The sequence below is a fragment of the Streptomyces sp. HNM0645 genome, assembly GCF_030056615.1.
GTDB lineage: Bacteria > Actinomycetota > Actinomycetes > Streptomycetales > Streptomycetaceae > Streptomyces > Streptomyces marianii.
In genome coordinates this window covers 21,265-47,284 of sequence record NZ_JASHLT010000056.1, presented here as the reverse complement: position 1 = coordinate 47,284, position 26,020 = coordinate 21,265, and the positions used below count along the sequence as shown (strand labels likewise).

The 26,020-nt window shown below is 69.2% G+C and carries 23 protein-coding genes and 2 pseudogenes; 15 read left to right on the top strand and 10 right to left on the bottom strand.

The features are described 5' to 3' along the window. On the bottom strand, window positions 1–145 hold a 145-nt coding region (locus QMZ92_RS30605; RefSeq protein WP_283300822.1), incomplete at its 3' end, for a transposase. 70 nt (window positions 146–215) lie between these two features. Here QMZ92_RS30605 and QMZ92_RS30600 point away from each other — a divergent pair. The 5 genes from QMZ92_RS30600 (at window position 216) to QMZ92_RS30585 (ending at window position 6,514) form a co-directional block, all read left to right on the top strand. Continuing rightward, the gene (locus QMZ92_RS30600; RefSeq protein WP_349307780.1) at window positions 216–458 is read left to right on the top strand and encodes a hypothetical protein; all 243 of its coding nucleotides are present in this window, start codon (window positions 216–218) and stop codon (window positions 456–458) included. Further along, complete coding sequence (locus QMZ92_RS36580; RefSeq protein WP_502962170.1) at window positions 455–985, top strand: TniQ family protein; 531 nt, start codon at window positions 455–457, stop codon at window positions 983–985. The genes QMZ92_RS30600 and QMZ92_RS36580 overlap by 4 nt, the downstream gene beginning before the upstream one ends. Window positions 986–1,218: 233 nt before the next feature. Then, window positions 1,219–1,593 carry a CU044_2847 family protein gene (locus QMZ92_RS30595; protein ID WP_283300819.1) on the top strand — a complete coding sequence of 125 codons (375 nt, stop codon included), beginning with the start codon at window positions 1,219–1,221 and terminating at the stop codon, window positions 1,591–1,593. Between the two features lie 32 nt (window positions 1,594–1,625). Continuing rightward, window positions 1,626–5,987 (top strand): serine protease, encoded by a 4,362-nt coding sequence (locus QMZ92_RS30590; RefSeq protein WP_283300818.1) that lies wholly within the window; start codon window positions 1,626–1,628, stop codon window positions 5,985–5,987. 116 nt (window positions 5,988–6,103) lie between these two features. Further along, entirely contained in the window at window positions 6,104–6,514 is a 411-nt protein-coding gene (locus QMZ92_RS30585) for a hypothetical protein (RefSeq protein WP_283300817.1), read from the top strand. 47 nt (window positions 6,515–6,561) lie between these two features. Here the strand turns inward: QMZ92_RS30585 and QMZ92_RS30580 are convergent, their stop codons facing one another. From QMZ92_RS30580 to QMZ92_RS30570, 3 genes are all read right to left on the bottom strand, one after another. Continuing rightward, the gene (locus QMZ92_RS30580) at window positions 6,562–7,203 is read right to left on the bottom strand and encodes a tetratricopeptide repeat protein (protein WP_283300816.1); all 642 of its coding nucleotides are present in this window, start codon (window positions 7,201–7,203) and stop codon (window positions 6,562–6,564) included. Window positions 7,204–7,924: 721 nt separating this feature from the next. Beyond that, window positions 7,925–8,908, bottom strand: a complete 984-nt coding sequence (locus QMZ92_RS30575) for a hypothetical protein (protein ID WP_283300815.1) — start codon at window positions 8,906–8,908, stop codon at window positions 7,925–7,927. Further along, window positions 8,866–9,639, bottom strand: a complete 774-nt coding sequence (locus tag QMZ92_RS30570) for a hypothetical protein (protein WP_283300814.1) — start codon at window positions 9,637–9,639, stop codon at window positions 8,866–8,868. The genes QMZ92_RS30575 and QMZ92_RS30570 overlap by 43 nt, the downstream gene beginning before the upstream one ends. Before the next feature lie 168 nt (window positions 9,640–9,807). Here QMZ92_RS30570 and QMZ92_RS30565 point away from each other — a divergent pair, with 168 nt between their 5' ends. The 5 genes and pseudogenes from QMZ92_RS30565 to QMZ92_RS30545 all read left to right on the top strand — a co-directional run bounded on the left by QMZ92_RS30565 (window position 9,808) and on the right by QMZ92_RS30545 (window position 12,900). Next, complete coding sequence (locus tag QMZ92_RS30565; protein WP_283300813.1) at window positions 9,808–9,942, top strand: hypothetical protein; 135 nt, start codon at window positions 9,808–9,810, stop codon at window positions 9,940–9,942. 148 nt (window positions 9,943–10,090) lie between these two features. After that, complete coding sequence (locus tag QMZ92_RS30560; RefSeq protein ID WP_283300812.1) at window positions 10,091–10,627, top strand: hypothetical protein; 537 nt, start codon at window positions 10,091–10,093, stop codon at window positions 10,625–10,627. A gap of 137 nt (window positions 10,628–10,764) precedes the next feature. Then, window positions 10,765–11,319 carry a telomere-protecting terminal protein Tpg gene (gene tpg, locus QMZ92_RS30555; protein ID WP_283300821.1) on the top strand — a complete coding sequence of 185 codons (555 nt, stop codon included), beginning with the start codon at window positions 10,765–10,767 and terminating at the stop codon, window positions 11,317–11,319. A gap of 299 nt (window positions 11,320–11,618) precedes the next feature. Continuing rightward, a pseudogene (locus tag QMZ92_RS30550) lies at window positions 11,619–11,954 on the top strand (TnsA-like heteromeric transposase endonuclease subunit); the annotation flags it as partial. 76 nt (window positions 11,955–12,030) lie between these two features. Further along, on the top strand, window positions 12,031–12,900 hold the full coding sequence (locus tag QMZ92_RS30545; RefSeq protein ID WP_349307779.1) for a TnsB C-terminal domain-containing protein: 870 nt from the start codon (window positions 12,031–12,033) through the stop codon (window positions 12,898–12,900). A gap of 367 nt (window positions 12,901–13,267) precedes the next feature. Here QMZ92_RS30545 and QMZ92_RS30540 read toward each other — a convergent pair. Both QMZ92_RS30540 and QMZ92_RS30535 read right to left on the bottom strand, forming a co-directional pair. Then, window positions 13,268–13,345 (bottom strand): annotated as a pseudogene (locus tag QMZ92_RS30540) (diadenosine tetraphosphate hydrolase); the annotation flags it as partial. Window positions 13,346–13,392: 47 nt separating this feature from the next. Continuing rightward, on the bottom strand, window positions 13,393–14,118 hold the full coding sequence (locus QMZ92_RS30535; protein ID WP_283300811.1) for an NAD(P)-dependent oxidoreductase: 726 nt from the start codon (window positions 14,116–14,118) through the stop codon (window positions 13,393–13,395). Between the two features lie 171 nt (window positions 14,119–14,289). On the opposite strand from QMZ92_RS30535, the gene QMZ92_RS30530 reads away from it, so the two are divergent. Both QMZ92_RS30530 and QMZ92_RS30525 read left to right on the top strand, forming a co-directional pair. After that, window positions 14,290–14,982, top strand: coding sequence for a TetR/AcrR family transcriptional regulator C-terminal domain-containing protein (locus QMZ92_RS30530; protein WP_349307781.1), 693 nt, complete (start codon window positions 14,290–14,292; stop codon window positions 14,980–14,982). 822 nt (window positions 14,983–15,804) lie between these two features. Further along, window positions 15,805–16,008 (top strand): cold-shock protein, encoded by a 204-nt coding sequence (locus QMZ92_RS30525; RefSeq protein WP_138051508.1) that lies wholly within the window; start codon window positions 15,805–15,807, stop codon window positions 16,006–16,008. Window positions 16,009–16,500: 492 nt separating this feature from the next. Here QMZ92_RS30525 and QMZ92_RS30520 read toward each other — a convergent pair whose 3' ends face one another. Further along, on the bottom strand, window positions 16,501–16,791 hold the full coding sequence (locus tag QMZ92_RS30520; protein WP_283300808.1) for a hypothetical protein: 291 nt from the start codon (window positions 16,789–16,791) through the stop codon (window positions 16,501–16,503). On the opposite strand from QMZ92_RS30520, the gene QMZ92_RS30515 reads away from it, so the two are divergent. Then, complete coding sequence (locus QMZ92_RS30515) at window positions 16,790–16,966, top strand: hypothetical protein (protein WP_283300807.1); 177 nt, start codon at window positions 16,790–16,792, stop codon at window positions 16,964–16,966. The two genes, QMZ92_RS30520 and QMZ92_RS30515, sit on opposite strands and share 2 nt — an antisense overlap. A gap of 221 nt (window positions 16,967–17,187) precedes the next feature. Next, the gene (locus tag QMZ92_RS30510) at window positions 17,188–18,921 is read left to right on the top strand and encodes a hypothetical protein (protein ID WP_283300806.1); all 1,734 of its coding nucleotides are present in this window, start codon (window positions 17,188–17,190) and stop codon (window positions 18,919–18,921) included. A 263-nt stretch (window positions 18,922–19,184) separates the two neighbouring features. Here the strand turns inward: QMZ92_RS30510 and QMZ92_RS30505 are convergent, their stop codons facing one another. From QMZ92_RS30505 to QMZ92_RS30495, 3 genes are read right to left on the bottom strand one after another with little or no spacing between them, the layout of a single operon-like run. Then, the gene (locus tag QMZ92_RS30505; RefSeq protein ID WP_283300805.1) at window positions 19,185–20,231 is read right to left on the bottom strand and encodes an ABC transporter ATP-binding protein; all 1,047 of its coding nucleotides are present in this window, start codon (window positions 20,229–20,231) and stop codon (window positions 19,185–19,187) included. Next, window positions 20,228–21,853 carry an ABC transporter permease gene (locus tag QMZ92_RS30500; protein WP_283300804.1) on the bottom strand — a complete coding sequence of 542 codons (1,626 nt, stop codon included), beginning with the start codon at window positions 21,851–21,853 and terminating at the stop codon, window positions 20,228–20,230. Before QMZ92_RS30500 ends, QMZ92_RS30505 begins: the two co-directional genes overlap by 4 nt. 1 nt (window position 21,854) lies before the next feature. Then, window positions 21,855–22,871, bottom strand: a complete 1,017-nt coding sequence (locus tag QMZ92_RS30495) for an iron ABC transporter substrate-binding protein (RefSeq protein ID WP_283300803.1) — start codon at window positions 22,869–22,871, stop codon at window positions 21,855–21,857. Between the two features lie 357 nt (window positions 22,872–23,228). Between QMZ92_RS30495 and QMZ92_RS30490 the strand changes: the two genes are divergently transcribed. After that, on the top strand, window positions 23,229–25,811 hold the full coding sequence (locus QMZ92_RS30490; RefSeq protein WP_283300802.1) for an AMP-binding protein: 2,583 nt from the start codon (window positions 23,229–23,231) through the stop codon (window positions 25,809–25,811). Window positions 25,812–26,020: the final 209 nt, after the last annotated feature.

The window sequence follows — 26,020 nt, the reverse complement described above, 5'->3', positions numbered from 1 at the left end:
AGGGAGCACCGGCACGGGTACGCCAGCGTATGCCGTCTATCAACTGCCGCTTGGTGTGCACCGGTGGGCGTCCAGGCTTCTTGCCGACCGGGAGCAAGGGCTCCAGCTTCGCCCACTGTGCATTCGTCAGATCATGCCGCCCCACGAAGTGGATCTTGACACATCAAGATCCACTTCTGAAACGCACCCTAGTGCTGAGCGGTAAATACCGGGGCATGCTCGCCGACGACCTCTTCGACTACCTGTTCATCCGCTCCAGCGGCCACATCGGCTCGCTGATGACCCTGATCAACCGCGGCTGCCAGCGGGCCGTCCGCACCGGCGTCGAGCGGCTTGACGAGGATCTCCTCAACCGCGTCAAGATCGACCAGGCGGCCCACCTGGCCCAGGACGGCGAGCGCAATCGCCTGAAGGGCCAGCGGTCACGACGGACCCGCCAGAAGGCGGTTCGCCGGTGACGCGCGCGCGGACTCTGCCGATCCGCCTCGCCCCGCATCCGGGCGAGGCACTCGACTCCTGGTGGGAGGCGATCGCCCACCGGCTGGGAACCACTACCGGCGACGTGCTGACGTCGATCGGCCTACTGCCCCGCAGCCCGTCCAAGCCGGTGAGCTCGGGCATCCTGAGCTGCCTCGTCACCCTCCTCACCCCGGACCAGGCGGCGGCCCTCGCCTGGTCCGCCGGCGCCACGGAGGACGAAGTGCAGGCCATGACCCTGGCCCGCTACGACCAGCGGGTCCACGTGGTCGATCCCCGGCGGCGCCTGTTGTGCGCGGCGAGCGGGTCATCCGCATTCACGCGCGGGACGGCTGGTTCGGGAGGACTGGGTTGGCGGTGGCGCTTGCCCATGCGTTCGATGGTCTCAGGCAGCGATCGTGGCCCGCGCTCCAAGTCGTCGGCTTCGGTGTCACTGAGGACGTCATGCCGTACCTCGAGCCACTTGCGCGCACCACATGGGCGCAGGTCACGACCATCTCCGAGGTGACCAGGAACAGGAAACCGACACCTGTGCCATCACCGGTCGCGTGGTCGCGAATTCGGACGATCGCCTTGTGCAAGGCCGTATCGCTGCTGGTCCCGGTCGCAGTCACTGTCGCGCTCCCCGTCGTACACCGACCCCGTCCAGGCCCCGTTCGGCAGCCCCGAGTATGCCGTCCGGCAGGACTCCCCTGACGGACATCGCTACGATCTCCGGATCCCGAGCGTTGGAGGACTGCTATGAGTGATCGTCCCGTCCACACGGTGGAAGTTCCCCTGGGTGACGGCAGCGATGCATCTGTCCGCATACAGATCCGCGAGGTGGACGAGACCCTCGTCCGCGTGGGCCGGGGCGGCCGCTCCATTGCGCGGGCCGAGCGGTCGCTGGGACAGATGCTGGACACCGTACGCCCCGTCGCGGAGAGCTTCGTCGGACGGTTCCGGGATCTCGCCAACGCGCCGGACGAGATCACCCTGGCTTTCGGAGTGTCCCTGTCGGCCGAGGCAGACGTGGTGATCGCCAGCACGGCGACCGCGGCCAACTTCTCCGTAAGCCTGACGTGGAGCCGGAGTGACGGACGTGGCGTCAACGGAAATACTGTCCAAGGGAGTTGACCTGACGGGGGCGCAGTGAAGCGGAGGCGGCGTTGGCAGAGCCGGAGATGCACACGGACGAGGAAGACGCCGAGACTCTGTTGGTCTCGGCGATCGTCCGCGTCAAGGGTCCGGACGGCACGATCGGCGGCGCGGGTTTCCTCATCGCCCCAGATCTTGCGCTGACCTGCGCCCATGTGGTGTTGGACGCGCTGGGACTGAAGCGCGAGGGCACCGTAAAGATCGGCAGGAAGGTCACTCTCGACCAGCCGCTGGCCGGGAACGGCGGCGAGTGGACAGCCGTGGTCGAGCACTGGAAACCGATCAGGGGCGATGAGACCGGGGACATAGCCGTACTGCGCCTGCCGGACACAATCCCGGGCGCCCGTCCGCTGCCCTTGCTCGACGCGCGGGACGTCTGGAACCACAACGCGCGAGCGATGGGGTTCACCGATGACAACCTGAACGGAATCTGGCACAGCGGCAGACTCCGCGGACGCGTCGGCGGAGGCTGGGTCCAGCTTTCACGGGACGACGGCGAGGCCGTCCGCGTCAAGGGCGGCTTCAGCGGCAGCCCGGTCTGGGACAACAGGCTGCGCGCCGTTGTCGGCATGATGGTGGCGGCGCAGCCGGTGCGCGAGGCCCAGCAGGCCTTTGTGCTGCGCACCAGCACCCTGCTCGATGAAGTGCCCGCACTTGACCCGGTGGTGAGTCCGCCCACTCCCTTCCGTGGCCTGGCCGTCTTCCAGGAGGGCGACGCCGGGGTCTTCTTCGGCCGGGACGCCGACATCGCCCGGGTGGTCACCGCCCTGGACCGCGGTGCGCCGTCCGTCACCGTGTACGGGCCGTCGGGTTGCGGCAAGTCGTCGCTCGTGATGGCCGGTGTGGTGCCGAAGGTCCGCCGGAGTGGCCGCGAGATCCTCAAGCTCAACGCCGGGCACTTCGAATCCCTGCGCGCCGAACTCGCCACCCAGCTCTACGAGATCGTTCGGTCTCTGCGATACGGGGAACCCCGTATTGCGAGCGCCGGTGAAATCGAGTCCTGCCTCACGAAGTTGGGGCTGGCCGACACCGCCCGCCGTGCGCTGGGGCCGGAAGTCGACGAACTCCTCGTCATACTCGACCAGGCCGAAGCGCTCCTGGACCCGTCCAAGGACGTGGCCGGCGAGGCTGCCGATCTGCTCTTTCCCGAGGGGCGGCAGAGCGGGGTCCGTGTCCTGCTCACGCTGCGGGCCGACTACATGGACGCGGCACTCAAGCACGCACGTCTCGGCCTCGCGCTGAACCGGGGCGTGACGGTCCCGCTCGCCCCGATGTCCCGGGAACAGCTCGCGAAGGTAATCAGCGAGCCGGTCCGGCGCATCCCCGCGGTGGACTACGACCCGGGACTTGAACGGCGCATCCTGGACGACGCAGGCGGCGAGCCAGGCGTGCTGCCCCTGCTCGGATTCGTCCTGACCCAGCTGTGGGACAAGAAAAACGAGGGGAGACTGCAGGCCGCGACCTACGAGGAGATCAAGGGCGTCTCCGGAGCGCTAAAGCGCCATGCGGAAGAGGCCTGGGAGGCGTGCGTCAAGCCGAAGAAGGAAGAAAAGAACAAAAGCAAGGAAAAGGATGAAGGTGAGGAAAAGAAGCAAAGGGAGCATGAGATGCAGGCGCTCCGGCTCCTTACCGGCCTCGTCCGGTTCCTGCCTGGCGGCGAGGCTCCCTTGCGCCGCATGCTCCCCCGCAAGGAGGCGGGCGAGAAGCAGTGGAGGATCGCAGAGTCACTCGCCGAACAGCGACTGCTAGTGCTCCAGGGCGGCAGCGGGAAACCGGAGAGCGTTGAACTCGCCCACGAGGCACTGATCACGGCCTGGCCGACGCTCGCCCAACAGGTGCAGGACAACAGGGACTTCCTGGCAGGCCGAGCGGAACTCCAGCACGACCTCGACCGCTGGCGGCGAGCCGACGAATCATCCGACCTGCTGCCCAGCCCACACGAACTTCAATCCCTGCAGAGCCGACTGGCCAAGCACAAGGACCAACTTGACCAGGAGGAAAGGGACTTCCTCAAGCTCACCGAACGTCACCACCGGACGAGACGAAACCGGCTCCGCGCCGCGTGGATCGCCGCGGCGCTGGTACTCGCCCTGATCGTCGGGTTGGGCACCTTCCTCGTGTACCAGTCGAAGGTCAGCTCGGAGCGCGAGGCGCAGGGTAGGTCGCGTTCACTGGCCTCGCTCTCGGAGGAGCTGACGAAGCGGGACTCGGGATTGGCCGCCCTGGTCGCCATGGCGGCCTATGACATCTCTCCGACGCAGGAGGCCCGCGACGTCCTGCTGCGCAGATACGACCAGTACAAGAACGACTCGTGGGTGCTGACCGGTACCGAGTCACCGGTGGACGAGGTCGCGACGAGCGCGGACGGCGCGGTGACCCTCGTGACGACCGACGTCGGAGGGTTGGCGAGTGAGCTCGGCAGTGCGGTGCTGTTCGTCCGCGGCACCGCGGGCAGGGTCCAGCGCGTGTACCTTCGACTCGCCGAGCAGGCGTTCTATCCGCTGGTGAGCAGGGACGGGCGGAGGGTCGCCTATCTGTCCTCGGCGAATGACGGCACACTCGTCTGGTACGACGTGGACCGCGAGGCCGAGGAACCGGAGCAGATCCTGGGCCCGGCGCACTCGATCCGTAGCAGCGACTTCAACGGATTCCCGGTGTTCGGTCAGCAACTCGGAGTCGCGGACTTCTCCCCGGACGCCCGTGAGGTCGTCACCGTGGTGAACGGGCGCGCCCGGCTCTGGAATCTGGCCACGAGACGGGGGCGAGGGCTGCCCGACGGGGTCCCCCTGCTGGAGAAGGTGTGGTTCGGGCCGGACGAGAACACGCTCGTGGTTCAGCCGAAGTACGGCCGCGAGACGGATGGGGACTCCTCGGTCATGGCCGTCGACATCCTCACCGGCAAGACGCGTGAACTGGCCGCCGGTGTTCAGACGTCGATGAGACCGCGTCTCGCACTGTCGGGCGACGGTGGTGTGCTGGCCTTCTGCCGACGGGGGCCCGGCTCGGACGACCGCCCGGTGTACCGGGCCGTACGCGTGGCGGACGGGCGGGTGTTGACCCGCTACCAGCCCGGCAAGCTCGGCAGCGACTCGTGCAAAGGCATTGCGATCGACAGAACGGGCGAGCACTTCGCCGCGCAGGACACAGGGAGTTCGTGGGTCCTCGTCGACACGCGTCCGGGCAAGGGGGTGCAAGAGGCGGACGGGCCCAGCGAGGTTTCCGATCTGGACGCCCTGCGCCTCGTCGGGGACAGGCGAGAGCCGACGCTGGTCACCTGGGACGAAACCGCCGTGACCGGGCGACCGCTGATCCCCGGCACCATCGATGCCGACAGCTATCCGGTGCTGCTCGGCCGCGGGGACAAGATGGTGCTCCGCATGGGCGCGAACGGCGACCGCATGGGCATCGCACGGATGGACGTGGACGGAGACACCACGATCGTCAAGGAGGTGAAGCGGCCTCCGCGGGACACGTCGACGGACGCGGCTCAGGACGCTCCGGAAGTGAAGGTCAATGGGGCACAAACGTTCGTGGCCGACGTCGTCGGCCGGAACAAGATCCGGGTCTGGGCAATCCCGTCCCTGCGGGAGGTCGCCGAGATCACCACGGTCATGCCTCCCGCCGGCACGGCGACGACAAGCGATCCGGTGGAATTTCTCTTCGGTCCGGGCGACGAGCTGGTGACGGTCTCCGGCAGCCGGATCGAGTACTGGGACGCCCGGACCGGCCAGCGGCTGGCGAAGACGGTCGACGTACGCAGCCTTGGGCTCACCAAGGAGGACCCGCCAGAGTTCAGCCTGGACAGATACCCGAAGCCGGGATATGTGCAGGTCATGATCAAGGGCAGCCCGGTCCTCCACGCCGTGAACCTGCGAACGGGCAGGGAAAACAAGGCACTTGGCATTAAGTTCCCCCGGGAGGTGGACATCGTCTCACTCGATGACAGTGGGCGGTACGCGGCCGTGAAGACCAAGGGCACCATGGTGGAGCTGTGGTCGATACGGCCCGGGCGACCGCCGGAGCGGGTACTCGGTCCCTTCGGACCCCTCCAGTCGTACGGCCGGTACCGGGCCGGTTTCCTTGGCGACAGCTCGGAGTTCCTGCTGGCCAACGGGAACTCCATACGCTTCCAAGACGCGGTCGACCCTGGCAACGCGGAGTCCTACGATTTCGCGGAGGACCAGGAGTTCCTCGCCGCCTCCCAGGACGGCAGGACTCTGCTACGGCTCACCGACGACACCCACGTCGACCTCCTCCACCTCGAACCAGAGCTCTGGAAGGACCAACTGTGCGACATCCTCGGCCGTGACGTCACCAGGGACGAGCGCCGGGGACTGCCCAATTGGCTGCCACGTAACATCTGCCCGAACTGAAGCGGGTGGTCCAAGCCACTACCCCCAATCACCGTTCAGAGGAGAGCGCCGGGGTGCCGTGTCGCGTGGCCGGGGCCGAGGTACGGCAGGGGCGGAGCAGGATTTAGGCTCCGCCGGTGATCACCATATACACGGGGTGGCGCCCCCGATTCGACAGCCGGCTCAAGCACAGTTACGGGCACCTGCTGGTGATGCCGTGGCAGGCAGATGAGGAGCCGCTGCCCATGATGGTGTGTGCTCGGGGGAAGGAGGATCTCCTCCCGAGCTTGATGTACGAACTGCCCTCTCACAGAGGCCCGTTGCTGGGTCAGGTGGCCGAGGGTGACGAGATCCTGATTGACGGAGCGCACTACTGGCTCGTCCGTCCGCGAGGCGCTCTGGTCTTCACCGGCACCCCCTACCCGGTCCTCGCGGTGCGGTGTGGCCGGTGCGAACGCCTGGATCTTCTCGGGATCCGTCTGTGCGGCAGCTGCGAAGAGGCGATGGAGGCCGAAGCGGGAGGCGGTTCTCCCAACTGCCGGTCGTGACCTTGCCTCCCTTCATTACCTGCAGGAGGAGAGGCGGTGGCCGAGGGTCAGTACCGCTCATCGCGGTGCCAGGGGGCGCAGGGTGAGCCGCCCAGCTCCAGCCCGTACCGCATCATCCGCTGACCGTCCTCGCCGCCGAGGAAGGCAGCCATGCGACGGGCCGCACGGAAGTATCCCGCGTTGACGCACTGCAGGTGCTCATTCCGGGCGGCCTGCCGGTCGCCTGCCTTCGCCAGGCAGATGGCCAGTCCGTATCGGCCGAACGAGTGTCCGTCCTGGGCGGCGTACTCGTACAGCTGCTGAGCTCCGTGAAGGTCTCCAGACTCCTGCCGCAGCTCCGCCAGCCATCTCAGCGCGTCATCCGCGCCCGCGTCGAGACCGCGCTTGGCCAGTTGCTCGGCCCCGTCCCGGTCCCCGTGCTCTTCCCGCCGCTGCACAAGCCACTTGAGGCACTCGGTGGCAGACCCATCGTTCTCGGCAACGCCCAAGGCGGCCAAGACGGCCTGCTCGGCCCCGTCCCGCTCCCCGGCTTCCTCCCGCCGCTGTGCCAGCCACGCCAGCGCTTCCGGGAACTGGGCGTCGGCGGCGCGCTGGTAGAGCTGCTCCGCCTGGCGGTAGTCGCCGACTTGCGCCCGCAGTTCGGCCAGTAGAACCATGGCCGCCGGCTGCCCGGCAGTAAGCACCGACACAGGCGTTCTGCCTCCTCCCGGTCCCCCTTGCGCTTGTATTCATATGCCCGAACAGAAGACTCTGCGCGGAGGCTGCACCCAGGGCGTACTGATGGAGCTGGTCTGCCGCGTCCGCGTCCCCGCTGTTCCGTCGTCGCTGCGCCAGCCACAGCAAGGCCCCAGGCCGTCGGCGTCGGCTGCGCACCGGGCCAGGCGTTCCGCGTCAGCCGGACGCCCCCGCTGTTCACGCAGCCGCGCCAGGAGTTCCAGAGCCCCGGGGTCTCCTGCCTCGGCTGCGAGCTGCGCTGCGGCTTCCGCGCCTTGGTGGTTCCCGGCATCCTCCCGCCACTCGACCAGAGGCTCCAGGCATTCGGGACTCCCTAGCACTACGTCAGCCCGCAGTGCGGCCTCCTGGGCACCTTCATGGTCCCCGGCCTCCTCCAGCAAGGGCACCAGGGACCCCAGTGCCTCAGCCTCAGCCCCACCGTCCTCGACCTGCACTGCGCGCCGGTACCACTCGATGGCCTCCGGGCGATTCCCCGCAGTCTCGCGTATGCGCCCCAGGAGCACCATGCCCATGGCAGCTCCGGCCTCCGCAGCACGCAGCGCGAGTTCTTCGGCCGCCGCAGTGTTCCCGGGCCATCGCTCCCACGCCAGCGCCTCGAGCGCGTCGGCATCTCCGGCCTCGGCGGCCTGCTGATTCAGGCGATGGGCTGCCCTGGTGGTCTCCGGCGAGTGCACGCTACCTCGCCAGCCACCGCAGGGCGTCGATTTTTCCGTCAGCGGCGGCACGCTGGGCTTCCCGCTCGGCCTGCTCTCGCTGTCCTGCCTCCTGCCACATCCAGGTCAGCCCCAGCCATGCAGCACGGCCGCCGCGGCGCTCGGCCTGCTCGAACAGTCGGGAGGCCTCCCGGTAACGGGAACGGCTCGAAGCGGCGCCGCCCAGGGCGGTCAGATCGTCGGGCTCGGTGAGGTGGTCATGGGCGGCCTCCCAGAAGGAGCGGGGCGGGAACACTGTGCTGCGGCATCTGCGGCCGTGCTGCTGAAGGTAATCCGCCGAGCGGACCACCCCGGGCATGCGCCCCATGCCGGTGGGCTGACGTACGCCCTCCAGAGGGACCACAACGTTCTTGACTCGAACGCTGGCCGATGCCAAGGCACTGTCGAACCAGGTGTCGGGATCGGCGTCGGCACGCTGGGCGTCGGTGAGGTAGTCGGGTGCGGCGGCGCGCAGAAACTCGAGGGGGACCTGGCTGACGGCGCTCAGGCGGTGGAGGTCCATCGCTGCGGTGATCACAGCCCGGGCGTACGCGCCGTTGATATCGGGGGGATTTTCGTAGCGGTCCACCATGTCAGGTCCAGCAGCCAGGACTTGGGTGATCGCCGCCGCCCCGGACTCCAGCGCGGCGGCCAAGGAGGAGTCGTGTGCGGCGAGGGCACGGACAGCGTCCAGGTGCTCGGCGAACGAGCGCGGCACACTGACCAGGCGGGCTTGAGCCAGCAGCATCCTGGCGGAGCGGTGCGGGTCGCTGTTGCCCGTCGCGGGCTGTGCGGTGAGGGTGTCATACCGGTCGGGGTGGAGGGTGGCGATCGCGATCAGCGGGGTGTCGTTGTCCAAGCGCCGCAGCAGCGCCTCGGCAATCGCGTCGCCCTGCGTTCCGGAGAGGTATTCGTGGGCCTCGTTCAGCCACAGCACAGTACGCGCGCCGAGTACTCCCTCCTCCAACGCCGCCCGGAGGGTATCCGGGCCAGGGGAAAGAACAGGTCGAAATCCGGCACGGTCGCCTGGACAGCCTCGAACATCGTGCGGGTCTTGCCAGTGCAGGACTCGCCCCGCACCACCACCAGCACGCTCTCCCCGCCGTCTACAGCTTCCGTCAAATAGCCGCGTACCCGCGTGTCGTGCTCACGCATCACGTACGTGGGGAGCACGAAGGGATCGTCCTCCAGGTGCGCGGGCCGACCGGAGACGGCCGCGTGAACACCTAGCCGCTGCGCCGTCCAGGTCGCCGCTCGGCGGAGCGTGAACGCGGGCGGAGGCAGCCGCTGCAGTAGGCCGTGGCGGGCGTTGCCGGCATCGCGTGCCGCAGAAGGCGGACCCTCGTCTCCGTCTCGGGCTGACGGGGTGTCGCCTTTGGAGGCGAGGTTGTCTGAAGTGGCGCGGCGCCGCTCTTGGTCCGCCGCCTTCCGCATCTCCCGCCAGACGGGAACGCCTCGTTTAGGCGTGCCGGACCTCCGCAGCGCGCGACCCTCGAGCAGTTCGACGAGGGTGTCAAAGGGCCGGCCGTGTGCGGGCACGCTCGAGCCGCTGAACCACGCGCTGAGCTTGCCCTTGCTGAGGTTGACGGCCGGTTTCTGCTGCAGGCCCCAGGCCTCGATCGTGTCGTACGAGGGGGCGCCGGCGTCCTCCCTGAGCTGCCTCAGCTCGTGTGCAAGGAGCTCAGGCGCTGGCCGCACCTCCATTCGTCCCCCGTTCAGTCTGAACCTCCGCTGAACGCCAATTTCACCAGGTCCAGCCTGCGTCGTCGTCCTGTTCAGCATGTTCGACGGTCGCTGAACCCCACGCCGAACCGGATCACTGGTCACCGACCGGCCAACCGGGCGGATTCCGAGAAGGGGCAGGCGATGAAGAAGTTCGCAGAGAAGTGGCATGACCAGGCATGGAGGCACGAGGTGCTGAAGACCGCCGGAGGGTGGGTGGCGTCGGGTGTGGTGAGGGAACTCGTGCGCTGCGCTCTGGGCCTGTGGCTGGGGCAATGACGCGGTCCGGAAGCGCGGATGCCAATGATCACCACTGCCGCCATGCCTATCGAACTCAAGATACCCCGTTATAACGGGGGTACATGGTCTATCCTGAACAGGTCGCCTCGGCCTCTCCGACCACGAGGCGGCCTCGCAGGGAGGCGCGATGATTCAGATCACTCTCGGCAAGAAGAAGGACGTCAACCCGAACAGTGATCCTCTCCGCCGTTCACAGATCGGCTGGAGCGACGGGCTGTCAGACCGGCAGCTCTACGACATTGCCCGCGGAGTCTGGGTGATGCCCGGATCGCGCATCGAACGAGAACGGTTCGCGGTCGTCAACGGCGGCGGAGTCATCCGCCAGGCCATGGAGATCGACCGGGTTGTCGACGTCCCTGGTGGGCGACGGGCCTTCGAAGGCCGCTTCCTTGGCCCCGGGCATCCGGTCCACGACCACTACGTCGGCAAGCCCGCCCCGAACGGTGCCCAGCAGAATCCCATCACCTACTTTGACTCCCCCCTGGGCAACCGCGAGTGCAACTGCGGATGCGGCAAGCCGATCAGCCGGGGCGACTTCCTTCCCGGCCACGACCAGCGGGCCATTCACGAGCGCATCGCCCGCGTCGGCACCGTGATGGACTTCATCACCTGGTTCGACCAGACCTGGAAGCGGGACCGGGACCAGCAAGGCGATGCGGCATGAAGAAATGCCACCGAACTGAGACGGAACCCGCGGGACATTTGATGAGACAGCAGCAAAAGCAGCAGGTCACCGCGGTCCGGAATGACAACGGCGGCCAGAACCTACACGACGCCGCCCACGAGGGGGAGTGGGACGCGATGGGCATGTTCGACGACAGTCTCGACGAAGCGTTGGCGAACAAGGTCACCCGACCGGCGCCGAAGAGCGCCCCGGCGCAGATGCGGTTCCTGGTCAGGCAGCTCAGGGGCACCAGGCCGGTGGCCGAACTGCTCGGCGTCTCCCAGCGCACGGTCGAGCGCTACGTGAAGGACCAGATCAAACGGCCCCGCCCGGAACTCGCGGCCCGCCTCGCCGCGGAGGTGCGACGGCGCTGGCAGCCCCGGGTGCGGCAGCGCGCCAGGAAGCAGGCCGCCACGTCCACGGGCATCGTGATCGAGACCCGCGCCAGGTTCGGGTTCACCGCCGCTCCGGGCAGTACCGACGACGCCCGCATCCGGCTGATCACCCAGCACCTGCCCCCCGCGTACGCGGCCCGTCTCTTCGACGCCCAGACACAGGGAGCCACCGACCGGGAGCTGAGGAGCATCGCGGCGGAGGGACTCCAGGAGGAGTACTTCAAGGACCGTGGCCGCCGTGCGGCGGGTCTGTCCGTGGAGTTCACCGACGTCGACTACGTCGAGTTCGACATCTGACCCGCCCGGCCAGTGCCCCTCTCTCCGTGCGCCTGAGCCGGCACGATAGTTGTCACGTAGGCGGGCTTGTTGTCATCGGGTGGGACTGAGCGTTGTTCTTGTTGAGTGAGCAACTGTCCTGTCGCACCGAAGCTGTCGGATTCTCAGTGCTTCTCGTTCGTGCTGTCGGATTCTCATTGCGTCGCGCGCTGAGCGGCGGCGTTTGCCCAGTGCGTGGGGTTTGATCTCATTTTCCTGGTCCGGTTCTCGCTGTACCTGTCCCGGTCGCTTTCGGCAGGTGCGCGGAGCCGGGGGTGGCGATGGATCTGGATCTGGTCGATGTCGAGTGGGCTGACGGTGAAGGCGGCGGGCCGATGAAGTCCGTGCTGGAGGCGGTCTCCCGGGTTCGGTTCGAGTCGGTGCTCCCGGTGCGGCGGTTCACCTCGTACCGCGGGCAGCGGCACTTCACCGGCTGGTACTGGGCGGCGACGACGGAGTCGCTGGTGGGGTTCGAGTCATGGCTGGAGCGGGACCGGGCCATGCTCCTGGATCATGACCAGAGGGTGGTGGGACTGGCCTCGCAGCCGTTCCGGGTGACATGGCAGGGCGAGAAGCGCCAGATCTCGCACACGCCGGACTACTTCGCACGGCTGGACGACGGTTCAGGCCTGGTCGTCGATGTCCTGCCGGTGGGCCGGGTCGGCCCGGAGGATGCGCCCGTTCACCCCGTCCATGGCCGCCCGCCCCGGGGAGATCGTGCAGATCGACTCCACACGGCTGGACGTGATGGCGGTGCTGGACGACGGAGTCGTCGCTCGCCCGGAGTTGACCATCGCGGTCGATGTCACGACGCGCACGATCTGCGCGGCTCTGCTCAGGCCCGCGGGCACGAAGGGTGTCGACGCCGCGGTGCTGCTGGCGAGGATGCTGGTTCCCGAGCCGATGCGGCCGGGCTGGAGCCAGACGCTGGCGATGTCGGACTCGATCCTGCCGCACCAAAGGCTCATGACAGCCGACGCGCGGTTGGAGAAGGCCGCGGCCAAGCCGGTCATCGTCCCGGACACCATCGTGATCGACCACGGCAAGGTGTTCGTCTCCGACACCTTCTCCTCCGCCTGCTCGCTGCTGGGGATCTCGCTGCAGCTCGCGCGGCCCAGGACTCCGACGGACAAGACGATCGTGGAGAGGACGTTCGCGTCGATCAACTCGCTGTTCTGCCAGTACGTCGCGGGCTGCACCGGCTCCGATGTCACCCGTCGCGGCAGCGATCCGGCCTCCGAGTCGGTCTGGACCCTCGCCCAGCTCCAGGGCCTCCTGGACGAGTGGATCATCTGCTGGCAGCAGCGTCCCCACGAGGGCCTGCGCAACCCCTACATGGCGCGGCGGACACTGTCGCCGAACGAGTCGTACGCCATCGCCGTCGCCCGCGCCGGATACCTGCCCGTCGCCCTGTCGGCGGAGGACTGCATCGAACTGCTGCCCGCAGTCTGGAGGACCGTCAACGACTACGGCATCAAGGTCAACTACCGCACCTCCTCGGGCGTGGTGGCCGCTCACCCTAGCCCGAGCGTCCGACAGCATCGGCCGGCGAACCGGCCATGACATGTCGGTCGGATCGTGAGACAGTTCGCCACCCAGAGGGGACTGACGAGCTCGCTGCCGGAGCGCCGCTTCCGTCAAAGCCAACTCGCCTGAGAATCACGCCCGCCGACATTCGCAAACCACCTGGCAACCTCACTGGCCAGAGACCCAGCCGCTGCCAGTTCGGATGCGACAGGACAGCAACTGAGTTGGCGGGAATGAGTGGCAGGCTCGACGTCCAAGGCCGGCGGGCGGTGACCAGGCTGTCAGTGTCTGTCCTCAGGGTCGGCCTCATGACAAAAGACCTGGTCCGGGATTCGTGGAAGCGGATCGACGAGTGGCTGCGCGAGCACGTCCCTCGTACATTCGCAACGCTCGGGCCGCCCGCGTCCACGAGCGGGACCGATTGGCCCGGCAGGAACCGAACATCCCCGATCACCGCGAACCCCGACGTCGATCGTCGCATCACGGTCGGGTTCTCACCCCGCAAAGCAGTCCCGATCCGTCCCCCGATCACCGGTCATGGCCGAAGCCGTCGGGGCCGCCGGTGTGGGCGAGTGCGCTGGGGGTGCGGCGGCCGACGATCGCCGGGGCCTCTCGGACCAGCGAGTCGTCGGTAAGCGCCTCCACCATGAACAGTGCGAAGTCCACACGGCGCGTCAGGTTGCTGGCGAGTACCGGGTCGCCCACGTGCCGGCTCCAAACGGGCAGGCCCTGACTCTCGCCCTCCTCCAGGCTGCTGCCGCGCACCACGGTCCACCGGGTCTCGCTGGCGAACACGCGGCGGCACGCCTCCACCTGGTCGTCGATCTCGACAACGCGGGCCAGCTTGCCCAGCAGGGCCGCGACCCGGACGGCGGCCCGGAACGTCCGTGAGTAGGCGTCCTTTCCATCGCGTGTGATGTGCCAGCCGCATGAGAAGACCAGTCGTGCGCCCGGTGGTGCGTGGTCGAGCACCGCCTGCGCCGTGCCCGACGCGTACTGCTGGACGCCCCAGGGCACCAGCACCGTCAGCACCCCGTCGCAACCGGTGACCGCCCGCCGGATCACCTCCGGGTCGTTCGTGGGTCCGGGGACGACGGTCATCCGACCTTCGAACGGGGCCAGCTTCGGCACGCTGCGCTCCCGGCACACGCCGACCACCTCGTAACCGCGCTCCAGCGCGTGCCTGACCATGTACTGCCCGAGCTTCCCCGAAGCGCCGACGATGCAGACCTTCTTAGCGTGATCCGTGCCCATGCCCCAGCCCTTCGCCCGTATGTCAACCTTATGCTGTAAGGCAAGCTAGCCTTATGCTGTAAGGTAGTCAAGAGGGGCGAAAAGGAGAGCCGGATGCGCGAGCGAGACAAGGGTCGGAGGGGGGCGTCGGCACGCGCCCCACTCAGTCGCGAGCGCGTGATTCGGACGGCCGTGGCGGTGGCGGACGAGAAGGGGTCGGCCGCGCTCACCATGCGGGCCATCGCCGAACCGCTGGGCGTCGAGGCGATGTCGCTCTACCACCACGTCGCGGGCAGGGAGGAGATCCTCGACGGCATGGTGGACGCGGTTTTCGGGGAGATCGATCTGCCGCCGCGCGACACGGACTGGAAAAGTGCCATGCGCCACCGCGCGTTCTCCGCCCGTACCGTCCTCGGGCGCCATCCGTGGGCCATCGGCCTGATGGACTCCCGCTCCCAGCCCGGTCCCGCGACCCTGCGCCACCACGACGCCGTTATCGGCGTGTTGCGCGCCGGAGGTTTCTCCGTCCCGATGGCCGCGCACGCCTTCTCGCTGATCGACAGCTATCTGTACGGCTTCGTGATCCAGGAGTTGAGCCTGCCGTTCAGCGGCTCGGCTGAGCTGGGTGAGGTCGCGGGCGCCATCCTGCGCGAGATGCCCGCCGACGCCTACCCCCACCTCACCGAACTCGCCTCCGAGTACGCCCTCATGCCCGGCTACGACTACGCCGACGAGTTCACCTTCGGCCTCACCCTCATCCTTGATGCCCTCCACCCGGACGAGACCGCGGGCCCGGATCAGACGACCCCGGGGAACCCCCCTGGCCGTGGCTCCGCCGCCTCGAGCGCTCAGCGCCGTCAGGCCGGGCACTCAGCCGCCGACTGAAGCACTCACCGCCATCGACTCGCCGCGTGGCGTCACGACGCCCAAGGCTGTTCACATGTCCTGGGCGGTCGTCCGCGACGACCAGAAGACCCCCGCCGCCCGCCGCCCACGCTCCTCCGCTGGAGGGGCTTGCGGCTCGCTACCCGGCACCGGAGGTGGCGGAGTCGGGCTCGACGAGGGGGATGTCGTCACCCATTGCCTTCTTGGTGGCCCCGCAAAGGGGGCGCCCGGCCTCCGGAGTCGGCATGACCTTCTTCCCCTGTCGAACGCATGGCCTGGGTGGCCGTGTCACCAGCTCCGGACGCACCGACAGACCGCTGGTCAGGGGGTCTGACGATGCGGCCGATCGCCGATCCCTACCCCGGCGAGGCCAAGGCCGAAAGGCTGATGTCGTACGCGTACCGTGCCACTGCAGTCATCCGTCGCCCCACACGGGATCTGGCGCGAGGTCGGAAGAACGGTTCGCCTGCAAGCGACGGCGTCGCTCCGAGGGGACAAGAACGATCGCAGACGCCCAGGACACGCGTCCACCTCCGCAACGACCGCTGCCGAGGCAGCGCTCCGGCCGTCGGACTCACCGCAGACTGGGGCGGCCCCCTTCGGCAGGGAGACAGCGTGCGGCACTACTCCGCGAGATCAACGGATGGCCGTTGCTCTCTGGTCATGGACGGTATCGCCGTGTAGCGTCAGTCGTAGCTGTCGTGGTTCGCAGTACCTGCCCGCGCCCTGGCGTGGGCGTTTTGCTGTGCAGTGCCTGAGGACCAGGGCGATCACCTCCGGGTCCGCACGGTGCGGATCCGTTATCGACTGAGAGGCACCGGCATGGCCAGCGGAACCGTCAAGTGGTTCAACTCGGAAAAGGGCTTCGGCTTCATCGCACAGGACGGCGGCGGCCCCGACGTCTTTGCGCACTACTCCAACATCAACGCCACCGGCTTCCGTGAGCTCCAGGAAGGCCAGGCCGTCACCTTCGACATCACCCAGGGGCAGAAGGGCCCCCAGGCGGAGAACATCACCCTCGCCTGACCGGCGCCGGCCGCGACCAGGCCCCGGAGTCCGCCCGACGCTCCGGGGGCCTGGTTCGTGCGCCGGACGCGGTGGCCAGTTCGCCGCGCTCCGCTGCACTCGCAAGGCAGTTCCCGGGCGGGGAATCAGCGATCGTGGTGGGTGTACGCAGTTCGGGGCAGACGCGGCAGACGAAGAAGTACGTACTGCCGACGTCGCATTCGCCGCGCCGCCCTTCCCCGCCGACCTGCTCGGGGAGCACGGCCGGGCGACGCCGGGGGAGCGATTCGTGCCGTGGCCCGACCGGGCCCGGGGGCGCGCCCGCCTCACGGCCGGCGCGTTCCTCCGCAGGTCGACGGACGCCGGTAACTTGTCCGGCTCCGTGCCCCGCGCTGCCGATGCCGGAGCAGGAGCGCGATTCGCCGTACACCGTCGGCGGGCGTTGATCCGAGATCCGGCGCCCCTGCCGTTGGGGTCACGCATCCCCTTGCTGCCGCACGCCCTGATGGGGGCTCACGGGAAACTGAGGCGGTGTGGGTGGGCGGGATCGGTCGGGCAGGTGCGGAACGCGTGTCTGGCCTCGGCGGAGACGGACACCGACGGGACCGATGGCTCCCGGGCATCCCGCCGGTCCTCGACGGGCAGCCAGCTCCCTGAGGCGCCGTCGCACTCCCATTTGTCGACGGTGGGCATCGGCGGCATCGGGGTCCCGCAGCGAGGGCGGTCCACGGGGGCGGGGTCGGTCAGGTGCCAGGAGGCGCAGCCGCCGACTTTCCGGCCCGGGGCGAGGAAGAGGTCGCTCATGCAGTCGATCTCGTCCGGTTCCTCGGCGAGGGCTGCGGTCCATGGCCGCCTCGAACTCCTCGTAGGTGGCATGGCTTGCCGGAGCCGAGGAGTCGTGGGCGTCCTCGGCATCCTCCTCGTCGAGGAGGCCCTCTTCCCATTCGGCGATCTGCTCTTGGAGGGCCTCACTCAGTAGGCCGAGGCAACTGGCGCTCCAGGATCTGCTCCGGGTGGAGAACGCACGTGGTGGGAACGCACTCCTCGCGTCTACGTCGCCAGGCCGGAAGTGCCGACGATCACGCGTCCGTCTCGGCCTGAGCGCCACGCTACCGCTACTGGAGGTGCCGGGCGTAACCGGTGGGCATGGTGGGCCGTTGCTCTCTCATATGCCCAGTCCGGTCGAGCGATGGGTCTGCCTTGCCTCCTTCCAGTGTCCGCGAAGTCCACCCCGTCGCGCAGAAGGACGCGGGGCCCTGGCCCGCGAGAAGCACCGGTCTCACGGGTCGCTCGCTTCGCGACACGGCTGCCGTCCTGCTGGGCACGGTCCTGATCACCCTGCGGGGCTCGCGGCTCGGTCGCTGGGTGGTCGACGACGCCGCGATCACCTTCGCCTACGCCCGCAGCATCGACGAGGGTCTCGGGCCGGTGCAACAGGCCGGCTCGCCTCCGGTCGAGGGCTACTCCAACCCGGCCTGGCTCGCTCTGCTGGTCGTGGGCAGGCGCCTGGGCCTGTTCGATCACCGCACCTACTTCGGTGTGCCGGATCAGGTCCTGTACCCGAAGGTCCTCGGTGTCCTGTGCACGCTGGGGATCCTGATCGCCGTCTCCCACGTCGCGCGGCGGTTGGTGTCGAGTTCCTGGGTCGTGGTGCTGTTCTGCGGTGTGTTTCTGGCCGGCAACATGTCGTTTGTGGCCTGGATGTTCTCCGGTCTGGAGAATCCGCTGTACGCCCTGCTGGCCGTGCTGCTGGCCGCCGTGCTCGCCCGTGCTCTGCTGGAAAACCGGCTCACAGCGGCGCGTCCTGCTGTGGTGACGGGTCTTCTGGCACTGCTGGCGGCGCTGACCCGGCCGGACGGGGCGGTCCTGGCAGCGGCCTATCCCGGGGTGCTGCTGCTGCGGGTACATCGTGCGACGCTGGGCGCGTCCGCACGAGCGGCGGCTTGTGCCGTCGCTGCCTTCGCCGTGCCGTATGCCGCCTTCCTCGGATGGCGCTATGCCGTCTTCGCCCGTCTCGTGCCCAACACCGCGCTGGCGAAGGCACAGGACGCCCCAACGTGGGAGACGTTCTCCGGGACCGGGTCCCTCCTGTCGTTCGCCGGATGGACGGCCGTGCTGGCCGGAGCTCTGGTGACGGGAGCGGCCCTGGGACGCTCTGGACCCGTGCGGACGGCACTGCCGGGCGTGCTCGTACCCCTTGCCCTCACTCTCGCTGCCTTCGGGGTGCTCAATCCGGACTGGATGCGCATGTTCCGCTTCGCGACGCCGGTGTGGGTGCTGGCGTCACTCACTGTCGGCATCGCTCTGACGGACCAGGTGGAACGAGGAACACGACGTGCCAGGGTCGTGGCCGGCGTCACCGTCTGCACGGCGTTGCTCGTGTCCTGGAGCGGGCAGCGAGAGCGTGCCGCCTCATTCCAGGCCCATCCCACCCTGCCCGTGTGCCATGTCGCCCACCGGTACGGCGCCGTATTCAACGAGTACGCCAAGCACCTGAGGTTGACCAACGGCACACTTCTCGCCCCAGACCTCGGCGGCACTCTCCTCACGAGCAACCTCGCCGTCAGAGACCTCGCGGGCCTGACCGAGCCCACCATCGCGGAGGCCTACGCCAGCCGGAACATGACCGCCCTGCGGCGCCATGTCCTTACAACCCTCCGGCCCACCTTCATCCACACCCACGGAGTCTGGGTCACCACTCCTGGCCTGACCGTTCCCCGGCTGACGGCCGCGGGCTACGTTCGCCTCTTCTCCGAGGGCGCCGGCGGCGACTGGGTGCGGGCAGAGGCCGTTCATGACCCACAGCGGCTTGCCGCCACCAGGGCATGGGCTGCCCGGGAGGTGCCGAGGTTGCTGAGCCGGTACAAGACGAACCCCAACGAACCCTGCGGCCAACTCCGTCCCGGCCTCACCCTCACGGCCCGCATCTCCTGAACTCGTGGGTGGCGGGGACTGCGGTAGGACCCATCCCAACCGATGTCGGGGTCTGCATGGTCGAACAGAGTTCCTGGTCGGGTGACCACCCGGCCGTGCGTGCGGCGAAGAGGGACCTCGACGCGCTCGGGCTCGGTCGGATGGTCAGGTGTCCAGGCCGGGAGCCGCTTCTCGCGGAACGCCAGGGCTCCCTCGGCTGCCGAACTCGTGTGGAAGACGGGTGCGGTGAGCGGGTCCTGGACGGCGAACGCCGTGTGGTTTGATCAGGACGGGCTCGCGTGCAGGGTGGCCTTGCCAGTGACCCGGATGCCGACCGTCCCGCCCCGGCGCACCTGGAGCGGGCCGGGGGCGCGGATGTCGATCGGCTGGTTCACACCGTCGACGGAGACGGTGACCATGGAGTCGTGGCCGAAGAACCGGACGTCGGTAACGGTGCCTCGGGCGGTCGCCGTGCCCGGGTCGGTCAGGTGGAGCTGTTCGGGGCGGAGGAGGACGAGGCCCTCGCGCAGACCGGCCGGGGCGGCGAGGGGGATTCGGCCGAGTGCGGTGGCGGCTGCGGTGTTCGTCTCCGCCGTACCGGTGATGAAGACGGCGTCGCCTACGAAGGAGGCCACCCACGGGTCGGCGGGGCGCTGGTAGAGCTCTTCGGGAACGGCACATTGGGCCACCCGGCCGTGGCGGACGACAGCGACGACGTCGGCCGTTGAGAGCGCCTCCTGCTGGTCGTGGGTGACGAGGACGGCCGTGGCGCCAGTGGACCGGAGAGCGGCGCGGACATCCGCTCGTACGGCTCCGCGCAGTCCGCTGTCGAGGGCGGCGAACGGTTCGTCGAGGAGGACGAGCTGGGGTTCGGGTGCGAGGGCACGGGCCAGGGCGACGCGTTGCTGCTGTCCGCCGGAGAGTTCGTGCGGCATCCGGTCGCCGTAGCCGCCGAGTCCCACGAGTTCCAGCATCTCGTCGACGCGCTGTGCCCGGGCGCGGCGGTCCGTTCCCGTCAGCCCGAAGGCGATGTTGCGGGCCACGCTCAGGTGCGGGAAGAGGGCGCCCTCCTGGGGGACGATGCCGATGCGTCGGCGTTCGGGGGGAAGGTGCACGCCGGGGCCGGTGAGGGTGCGACCGGCGACGGTGACTGTGCCGGCGTCGGCCTGCAGGAAGCCGGCGATCACACGCAGCAGAGTGGTCTTCCCGCAGCCGGAGGGGCCGAGGACGGCGGCGAGGTGCCCGCCCTGGACGGTGAGGTCGAGGCCGTCGAGGACGGTGGCGCCGGGACCGTACGACTTGACCACGCCACTGACCTGGAGGTCGTTCATGTGCGGTGCCTTCCGAGGACGTAGGAGGGGACGGCGGCCAGGAGGATGAGGCCGGCGGCGTACGGTGCTGCGGCTGCGAAGGACCCGGTGCCGGTCTCGGTCCACAGCCGTGTCGCCAGCGTGTCCATGCCGGTGGGCCGCAGCAGCAGAGTGGCGGGGAGTTCCTTCATGCAGACGACGAAGGTGAGGGCCGCGCCGGCGGCGACTCCCGGTGCGGCGAGCGGCACGGTGACCTCGCGCAGCACCCCGAAGGGCGTGCGCCCGAGGGAGCGGGCGACGTCGTCCAGCACGGGGGGTGCCTGGATGACGGCGGCGCGGGTGGCCGCCACCGCGACCGGCAGGAAGAGCACGGCGTAGGCGCAGATCAGCAGCGGCGTCTCCTGGTACAGCGGTCGGACGTAGCGGACCGCGAAGAAGACCAGGGCGAGTGCGACGGTGATGCCTGGTACGGCATGCCCCGCGTACGCGGCCTGCTCCAGGAGGTGGGCGAGCCGACCCCGGTGGCGGGCCGCGATGACACCGACGGGCAGGGCCAGGACGGTGGTGAGGGCGGCGCCGCCGGCGGCGACGGCGAGGGTGGTGAGAGCGGTGGTGGTGAGGGTTGCCGGTTCCCACGTGGCGGAGGAGCCGACGGCGAGCCAGTACCCGAGGATGGCGAGCGGGAAGCCGACCGCGGTCGTGACAACGGTCCCGCACCAGACGAGGGCGGGCAGCCGCAGACGGCCGAGCGCGGCGGGAGCGGTCCGTCGGGCGGTTCCGCCTCCGGTGCGCGAGTACCCGGCCCGGCCGCGGCTGCGGGTCTCCGCGGTGACGAGCGCAACGGTCATGAGGACGAGCACCGCGCTGAGTGCGGCTGCCGGGGTGCGGTCGAAACTGGCCCGGTAGGACGTGTAGATGCCCCGGGTGAAGGTGTCGTACCGCATGAGCGACACCGCGCCGAAGTCGGAGAGCACGTAGAGCGCGACGAGCAGCCCGCCGCCCGCGGCGGCCGGCCGCACCTGGGGCAGGGTGACGCGCAGGAAGGTGCGCAGCGGGCCGTGGCCGAGCGAGCGGGCAACCTCCTCGTGCCCGGGATCGGTGCCGCGCAGGGCGGCGGCGACCGGCAGGTACACGTACGGGAAGCTGGCGAGGGTCAGCGCGAGGGCGGATCCCGCGAACCCGGCGAGCGAGGGAGCCGCGGAGAGCCACGCGAAGGCGGTGACGTAGCTGGGCACGGCCAGGGGAAGTGTGACCAGGACCGACCAGGCGCGGGCGCAGGGGAGGGCGGTGCGCGTGGTCAGCCAGGCCAGTGAGATGCCCAGGAGCAGGCAGGCGGCGACGACGGTGGCGCTCAGGCCGAGGCTGCGCAGGAGCAACTGCACGCTCCTGTCGCCCGCGATGACGTTCCAGGCGAAGGCGGGGCCGCGTTCGAGGGCGCGTACGGCGAGGTAGCCGAGGGGCAGGACGGCGAGGGCCGCCGCGACGCATGCGGGCACGATCACGACCCACGAGGGTCCGGCGGCGCGGTCGACGCGGCCGCCCGCACGCTTCGGATCGACGGCACGCTTCCGCCCGGCGGGCGCGGGGGCGCTCGCCGGGCGGGTGTCGTGACGCGTCCGGACGGGGGAATCCGGCGAGACCACGTCAGACCAGTCCGGCTTCCTGGAGCATGGCCAGCGTCTCCTTCAGCGAGTCGAGCTCGCCGAGGTCGATCTTCGGCGGCTGGAGGCTCTCCAGCGGAGGTACGCCGTCGGCCTGCTCGACGCCCGCGGCCAGCGGGTACTCCTTGGTCTCCGCGGCGAAGTAGCGCTGCGACTCGGTGGACAGCAGGAAGTCGGCGGCCTTCTGCGCGTAGGCGCTCTGCTGCTTGTCGGCACCCTTCACCAGGCCCACCCCGGCGACGTTGACAAGGCCGCCCGGGTCGCCCTTGGGCAGGTAGTGCACCTTGGCCTTGAGCTTGTCGGCGCCCTTCTCGGCCGCCTGCTCGTACCAGTAGTAGTGGTTGAGCAGGCCGAGAGACACCTCGCCGGAGTCGACGGCGTCGAGGACGTTGAGGTTGTTCTCGTACGCCTTCGGCTTGTTGGCCTTGAGGCCCTTGAGCCAGGACCGTGCGGCCTCGTCGCCCTCGAGGACGCGCATGCCGGTGACGAACGCCTGGAACGAGGCGTTGGTCGGGGCGAAGCCGATCTTGCCCTTCCATTCCGGCTTGACCAGGTCGTGGACGCTGTCCGGGGGTGTGGGTGCCTTGTCCGGGTTGTGTGCGATGACCCGGACACGCCCGCTGACGCCGACCCAGTCCCCTGCGGCGCTGCGGTAGATCGGGGCGACCCGGTCGAGCGTCTTCGGGGACAGTTGCGCGAGCCGGCCCTCCTTGGAGAGCGCGCCGAGCGCGCCGGCGTCCTGCGACAGGAAGAGCCCGGCCTCGGTCTCGTCGCCCTCCTCCAGGAGCTGGGCGGAGAGTTCGGCGCTGTCGCCGTAGCGGACGTCGACGCTGGTACCGAGGTGCTTCTCCAGCTTCTCGATGAGCGGCCCGACGAGGTTCTCGTTGCGGCCGGAGTAGATGACCAGCCCGGCCGGCTCGTCGCTGCAGCTCGTGAGGACGGGGAGGGTCAGGGCTGCCGCGGCGAGCGCGGTGAGACTGCGGGCCAAGGGGCGTCGCATGACGGGTAATGCCTTCCTGCCGTGCTCAACGCCGTCACCGCGCTGGCGGCCCCGCGCCCGCAGGGCTCAGGGAGGGTGCCACCGCGAGCGGCGAAAACGGTGCCGAGGGGAGAACCTTGAACAAGGCATTAATAAGGTAAAGCTTACCTAAGGGTCAAGTGCGCTGTATAACGGCTTGGCCGCAGATGGGCCCACCGAGCGGGGGCGCGCCGTATCCCCGCCGTACTTTCGTGCACCCAATTCCCCCGACTTGCATGCCCGTTGGCGTGCTGCAGTGGGGCTTCGCCGCCACTCTCCCCGCCCGGCCGGCCGGTGGACCCCTTTCCCGATAAGGGAAGCCTTACCTACGATGCGCCCGTGACGCTCCACCCAGCACCGCTCGTCAGCGGCAAGACGCTTCCCCTCGCCCGCGATCTCGCAGCCCATGGCGACAAAACTGCCCTTATCACCTCCAATGGTGAGATTTCCTACGGTCAGCTGGCCGTGCGAGTGGCGGACACCGCGCTGCGCCTCGGAACCGGGCGGCGCCTCGTGCTGCTGCCCGGGGCCAACACGGTCGAAGCGCTCGTCGTCCTTCTCGCCGCCCTGGCCGCGGGACATCCCGTGCTCCTGGTGCCCGGGGGCCATCCAGAGGCCGTGGAGGCGATGACCGTCGCCTACGACCCCGACGTCGTGGTCCATCCGGACCCCGCCGGGTGGCGGATCGAGGAGCGGCGGACCGGCTCCGCCCATGTGCTGCACCCGGACCTGGCCATGCTGCTCAGTACGTCCGGCTCGACCGGATCGCCGAAACTCGTCCGGCTCTCGTACGAGAACCTTCAGGCGAACGCCGAGTCGATCGCCACATACCTCGGGATCCGCGACACCGACCGGGCGGCCACGACCCTGCCGATGCACTACTGTTACGGCCTGTCCGTCGTCCACAGCCACCTGCTGCGCGGCGCCGGACTCGTCCTCACCGAACTCTCGGTGGCGGACACCTGCTTCTGGGACCTGTTCCGCGCCGCCCGTGGCACGGCGTTCGCGGGCGTCCCGTATACCTTCGACCTGCTGGACCGGGTCGGCTTCGCCGGGATGGACCTGCCGCACCTGCGGTACGTCACCCAGGCCGGCGGCCGTCTCGCCCCCGAACGGGTCGCCCACTACGCCGAGCTCGGGCAGCGGCGCGGCTGGGACCTCGTCGTCATGTACGGCCAGACCGAGGCGACCGCCCGTATGGCCTACCTGCCGCCGGAGCTCGCCGCCGCACATCCGGAAGCCATCGGCGTGCCGGTCCCCGGTGGCTCGTTCTCCCTCGAACCCGTCGAGGAGGCAGCCGAAGAAGGTGTCGGTGAACTCGTCTACGACGGGCCGAACGTCATGCTGGGCTACGCCTCCACCCCTGACGACCTCGCCCTCGGCCGCACCGTGGACACCCTGCGCACCGGCGATCTGGCACGGCGCACCGAGGAGGGCCTGTACGAAATCGTCGGCCGCCGAAGTCGGTTCCTGAAGATCCTCGGCCTGCGGATCGACCCCCGGCAGGTCGAGGTGATGCTCGAACGGCACGGGCTGAGCGCGCTGTGCGCGGGCGACGACGAGCGGCTCGTGCTCGCCGTCATGGGCAAGCCCGGGGGAGACGCGCGGCGGATCCGAAGACGTGTGGTGGACGAATGCGGGCTCCCCGCCCGCGCGGTCCGGGTCCACCTGCTGCCGGACCTCCCCCGCCTGCCCTCGGGGAAGCCCGACTACGAGGCCGTCCGTTCCCTCGACCGGACGGCCGGCGAGGCGGCCGGCGAGGCGACCGGCGAGGACCTGTGCGCCCTGTACGCAAGGATCCTGGACCGTCCGGACGTGACGCCGGACAGTACCTTCGTCGGGCTCGGCGGCGACTCCCTCTCCTACGTCGAAGTGTCGCTCCGCCTCGAGCAGCGCCTCGGCCATCTGCCCGCGAGCTGGCACACCACACCGATACGAGCCCTCCGCTCGGCCGAACCCAAGCCACCCTCGCGAATCCGGGCCCTGGAGACCAGCGTCGCCCTGCGCGCGGTGGCGATCGTGTGCATCGTCGGCTCGCACATCCGGCTCTTCGAGATCCGGGGTGGCGCGCATCTGCTGCTCGCGGTGGCCGGGTTCAACTTCGCCCGCTTCCTGCTCACCTCGGCAGAGCGTCGCGAACGCGTCCGCCGGACGGGGCGGAGCATCGCGCGCATCGCGCTGCCGTGCATGGCATGGACCGCCTTCGCGCTGCTGATCGGCGCCGACTACGACCTGAGCAACGTCCTGTTGTTGCACAACGCGCTCTTCCCGCAGGACATGGGACCGGGCATACATCTGTGGTTCGTCGAAGCGCTCGTCTACATCCTGCTGGCGACCCTCGCGCTGCTGGCCCTCCCCGCCGTCGACCGGGCGGAGCGACGCTTCCCGTACGGGCTGCCCCTCACCCTCGTCGCGATCGGCCTGCTCACCCGCTACGAACTGGTCGGCCTCCCCGATCGTTCCCAGATCACCGACGCGGTCACCGTCTTCTGGTTGTTCGCCCTTGGATGGGCGGCCGCGAAATCCCGCACGACGCCCCATCGGCTGCTCGTCACCCTCGCCGCGCTCGCCACGGTCCCCGGCTTCTTCCCGGGCGAACCCCGGCGTGAGGCGTTCGTCGTCATCGGCTTCGTCCTGCTGGTGTGGTTCCCCACTCTGCCGAGCAACCCTCGTGTCAACCAGGTGGCGGGACTCCTCGCCGCCAGTTCGCTCTCCATCTATCTGACGCACTGGCAGATCTACCCGATCCTCGACGACGTCTCCGAGCCGCTGTCGCTCGTCACCGCCGTCCTCTTCGGCATCGGCTATGCCAAGGGGACGGAGCACCTGATGCGCAAGCTGCCGCCGCTGTGGGAGAACTGGCGATCCACTCGATCCCGGCCAGGTGTACATCTGCGCCGAGATGGGCGGGCAATGCGATGATCCGGGCCCGGTGCGGGTGGCGGAGCCCGAACTCGGCGATCGGCCGGTCAGGATGTCACCGGCCAGGTCCGCGACCAGGCACCGTCGCGGACCTCGCCGCGCGTCTCGACGGCTTCCAACCCCTCCCCGCACGCCCCGGGCAGCCGCCGCCGTCCGGCCTCGCCGGCCGGGCCCCAACCATGTTTGAACGCACTCACATCACGCACGGG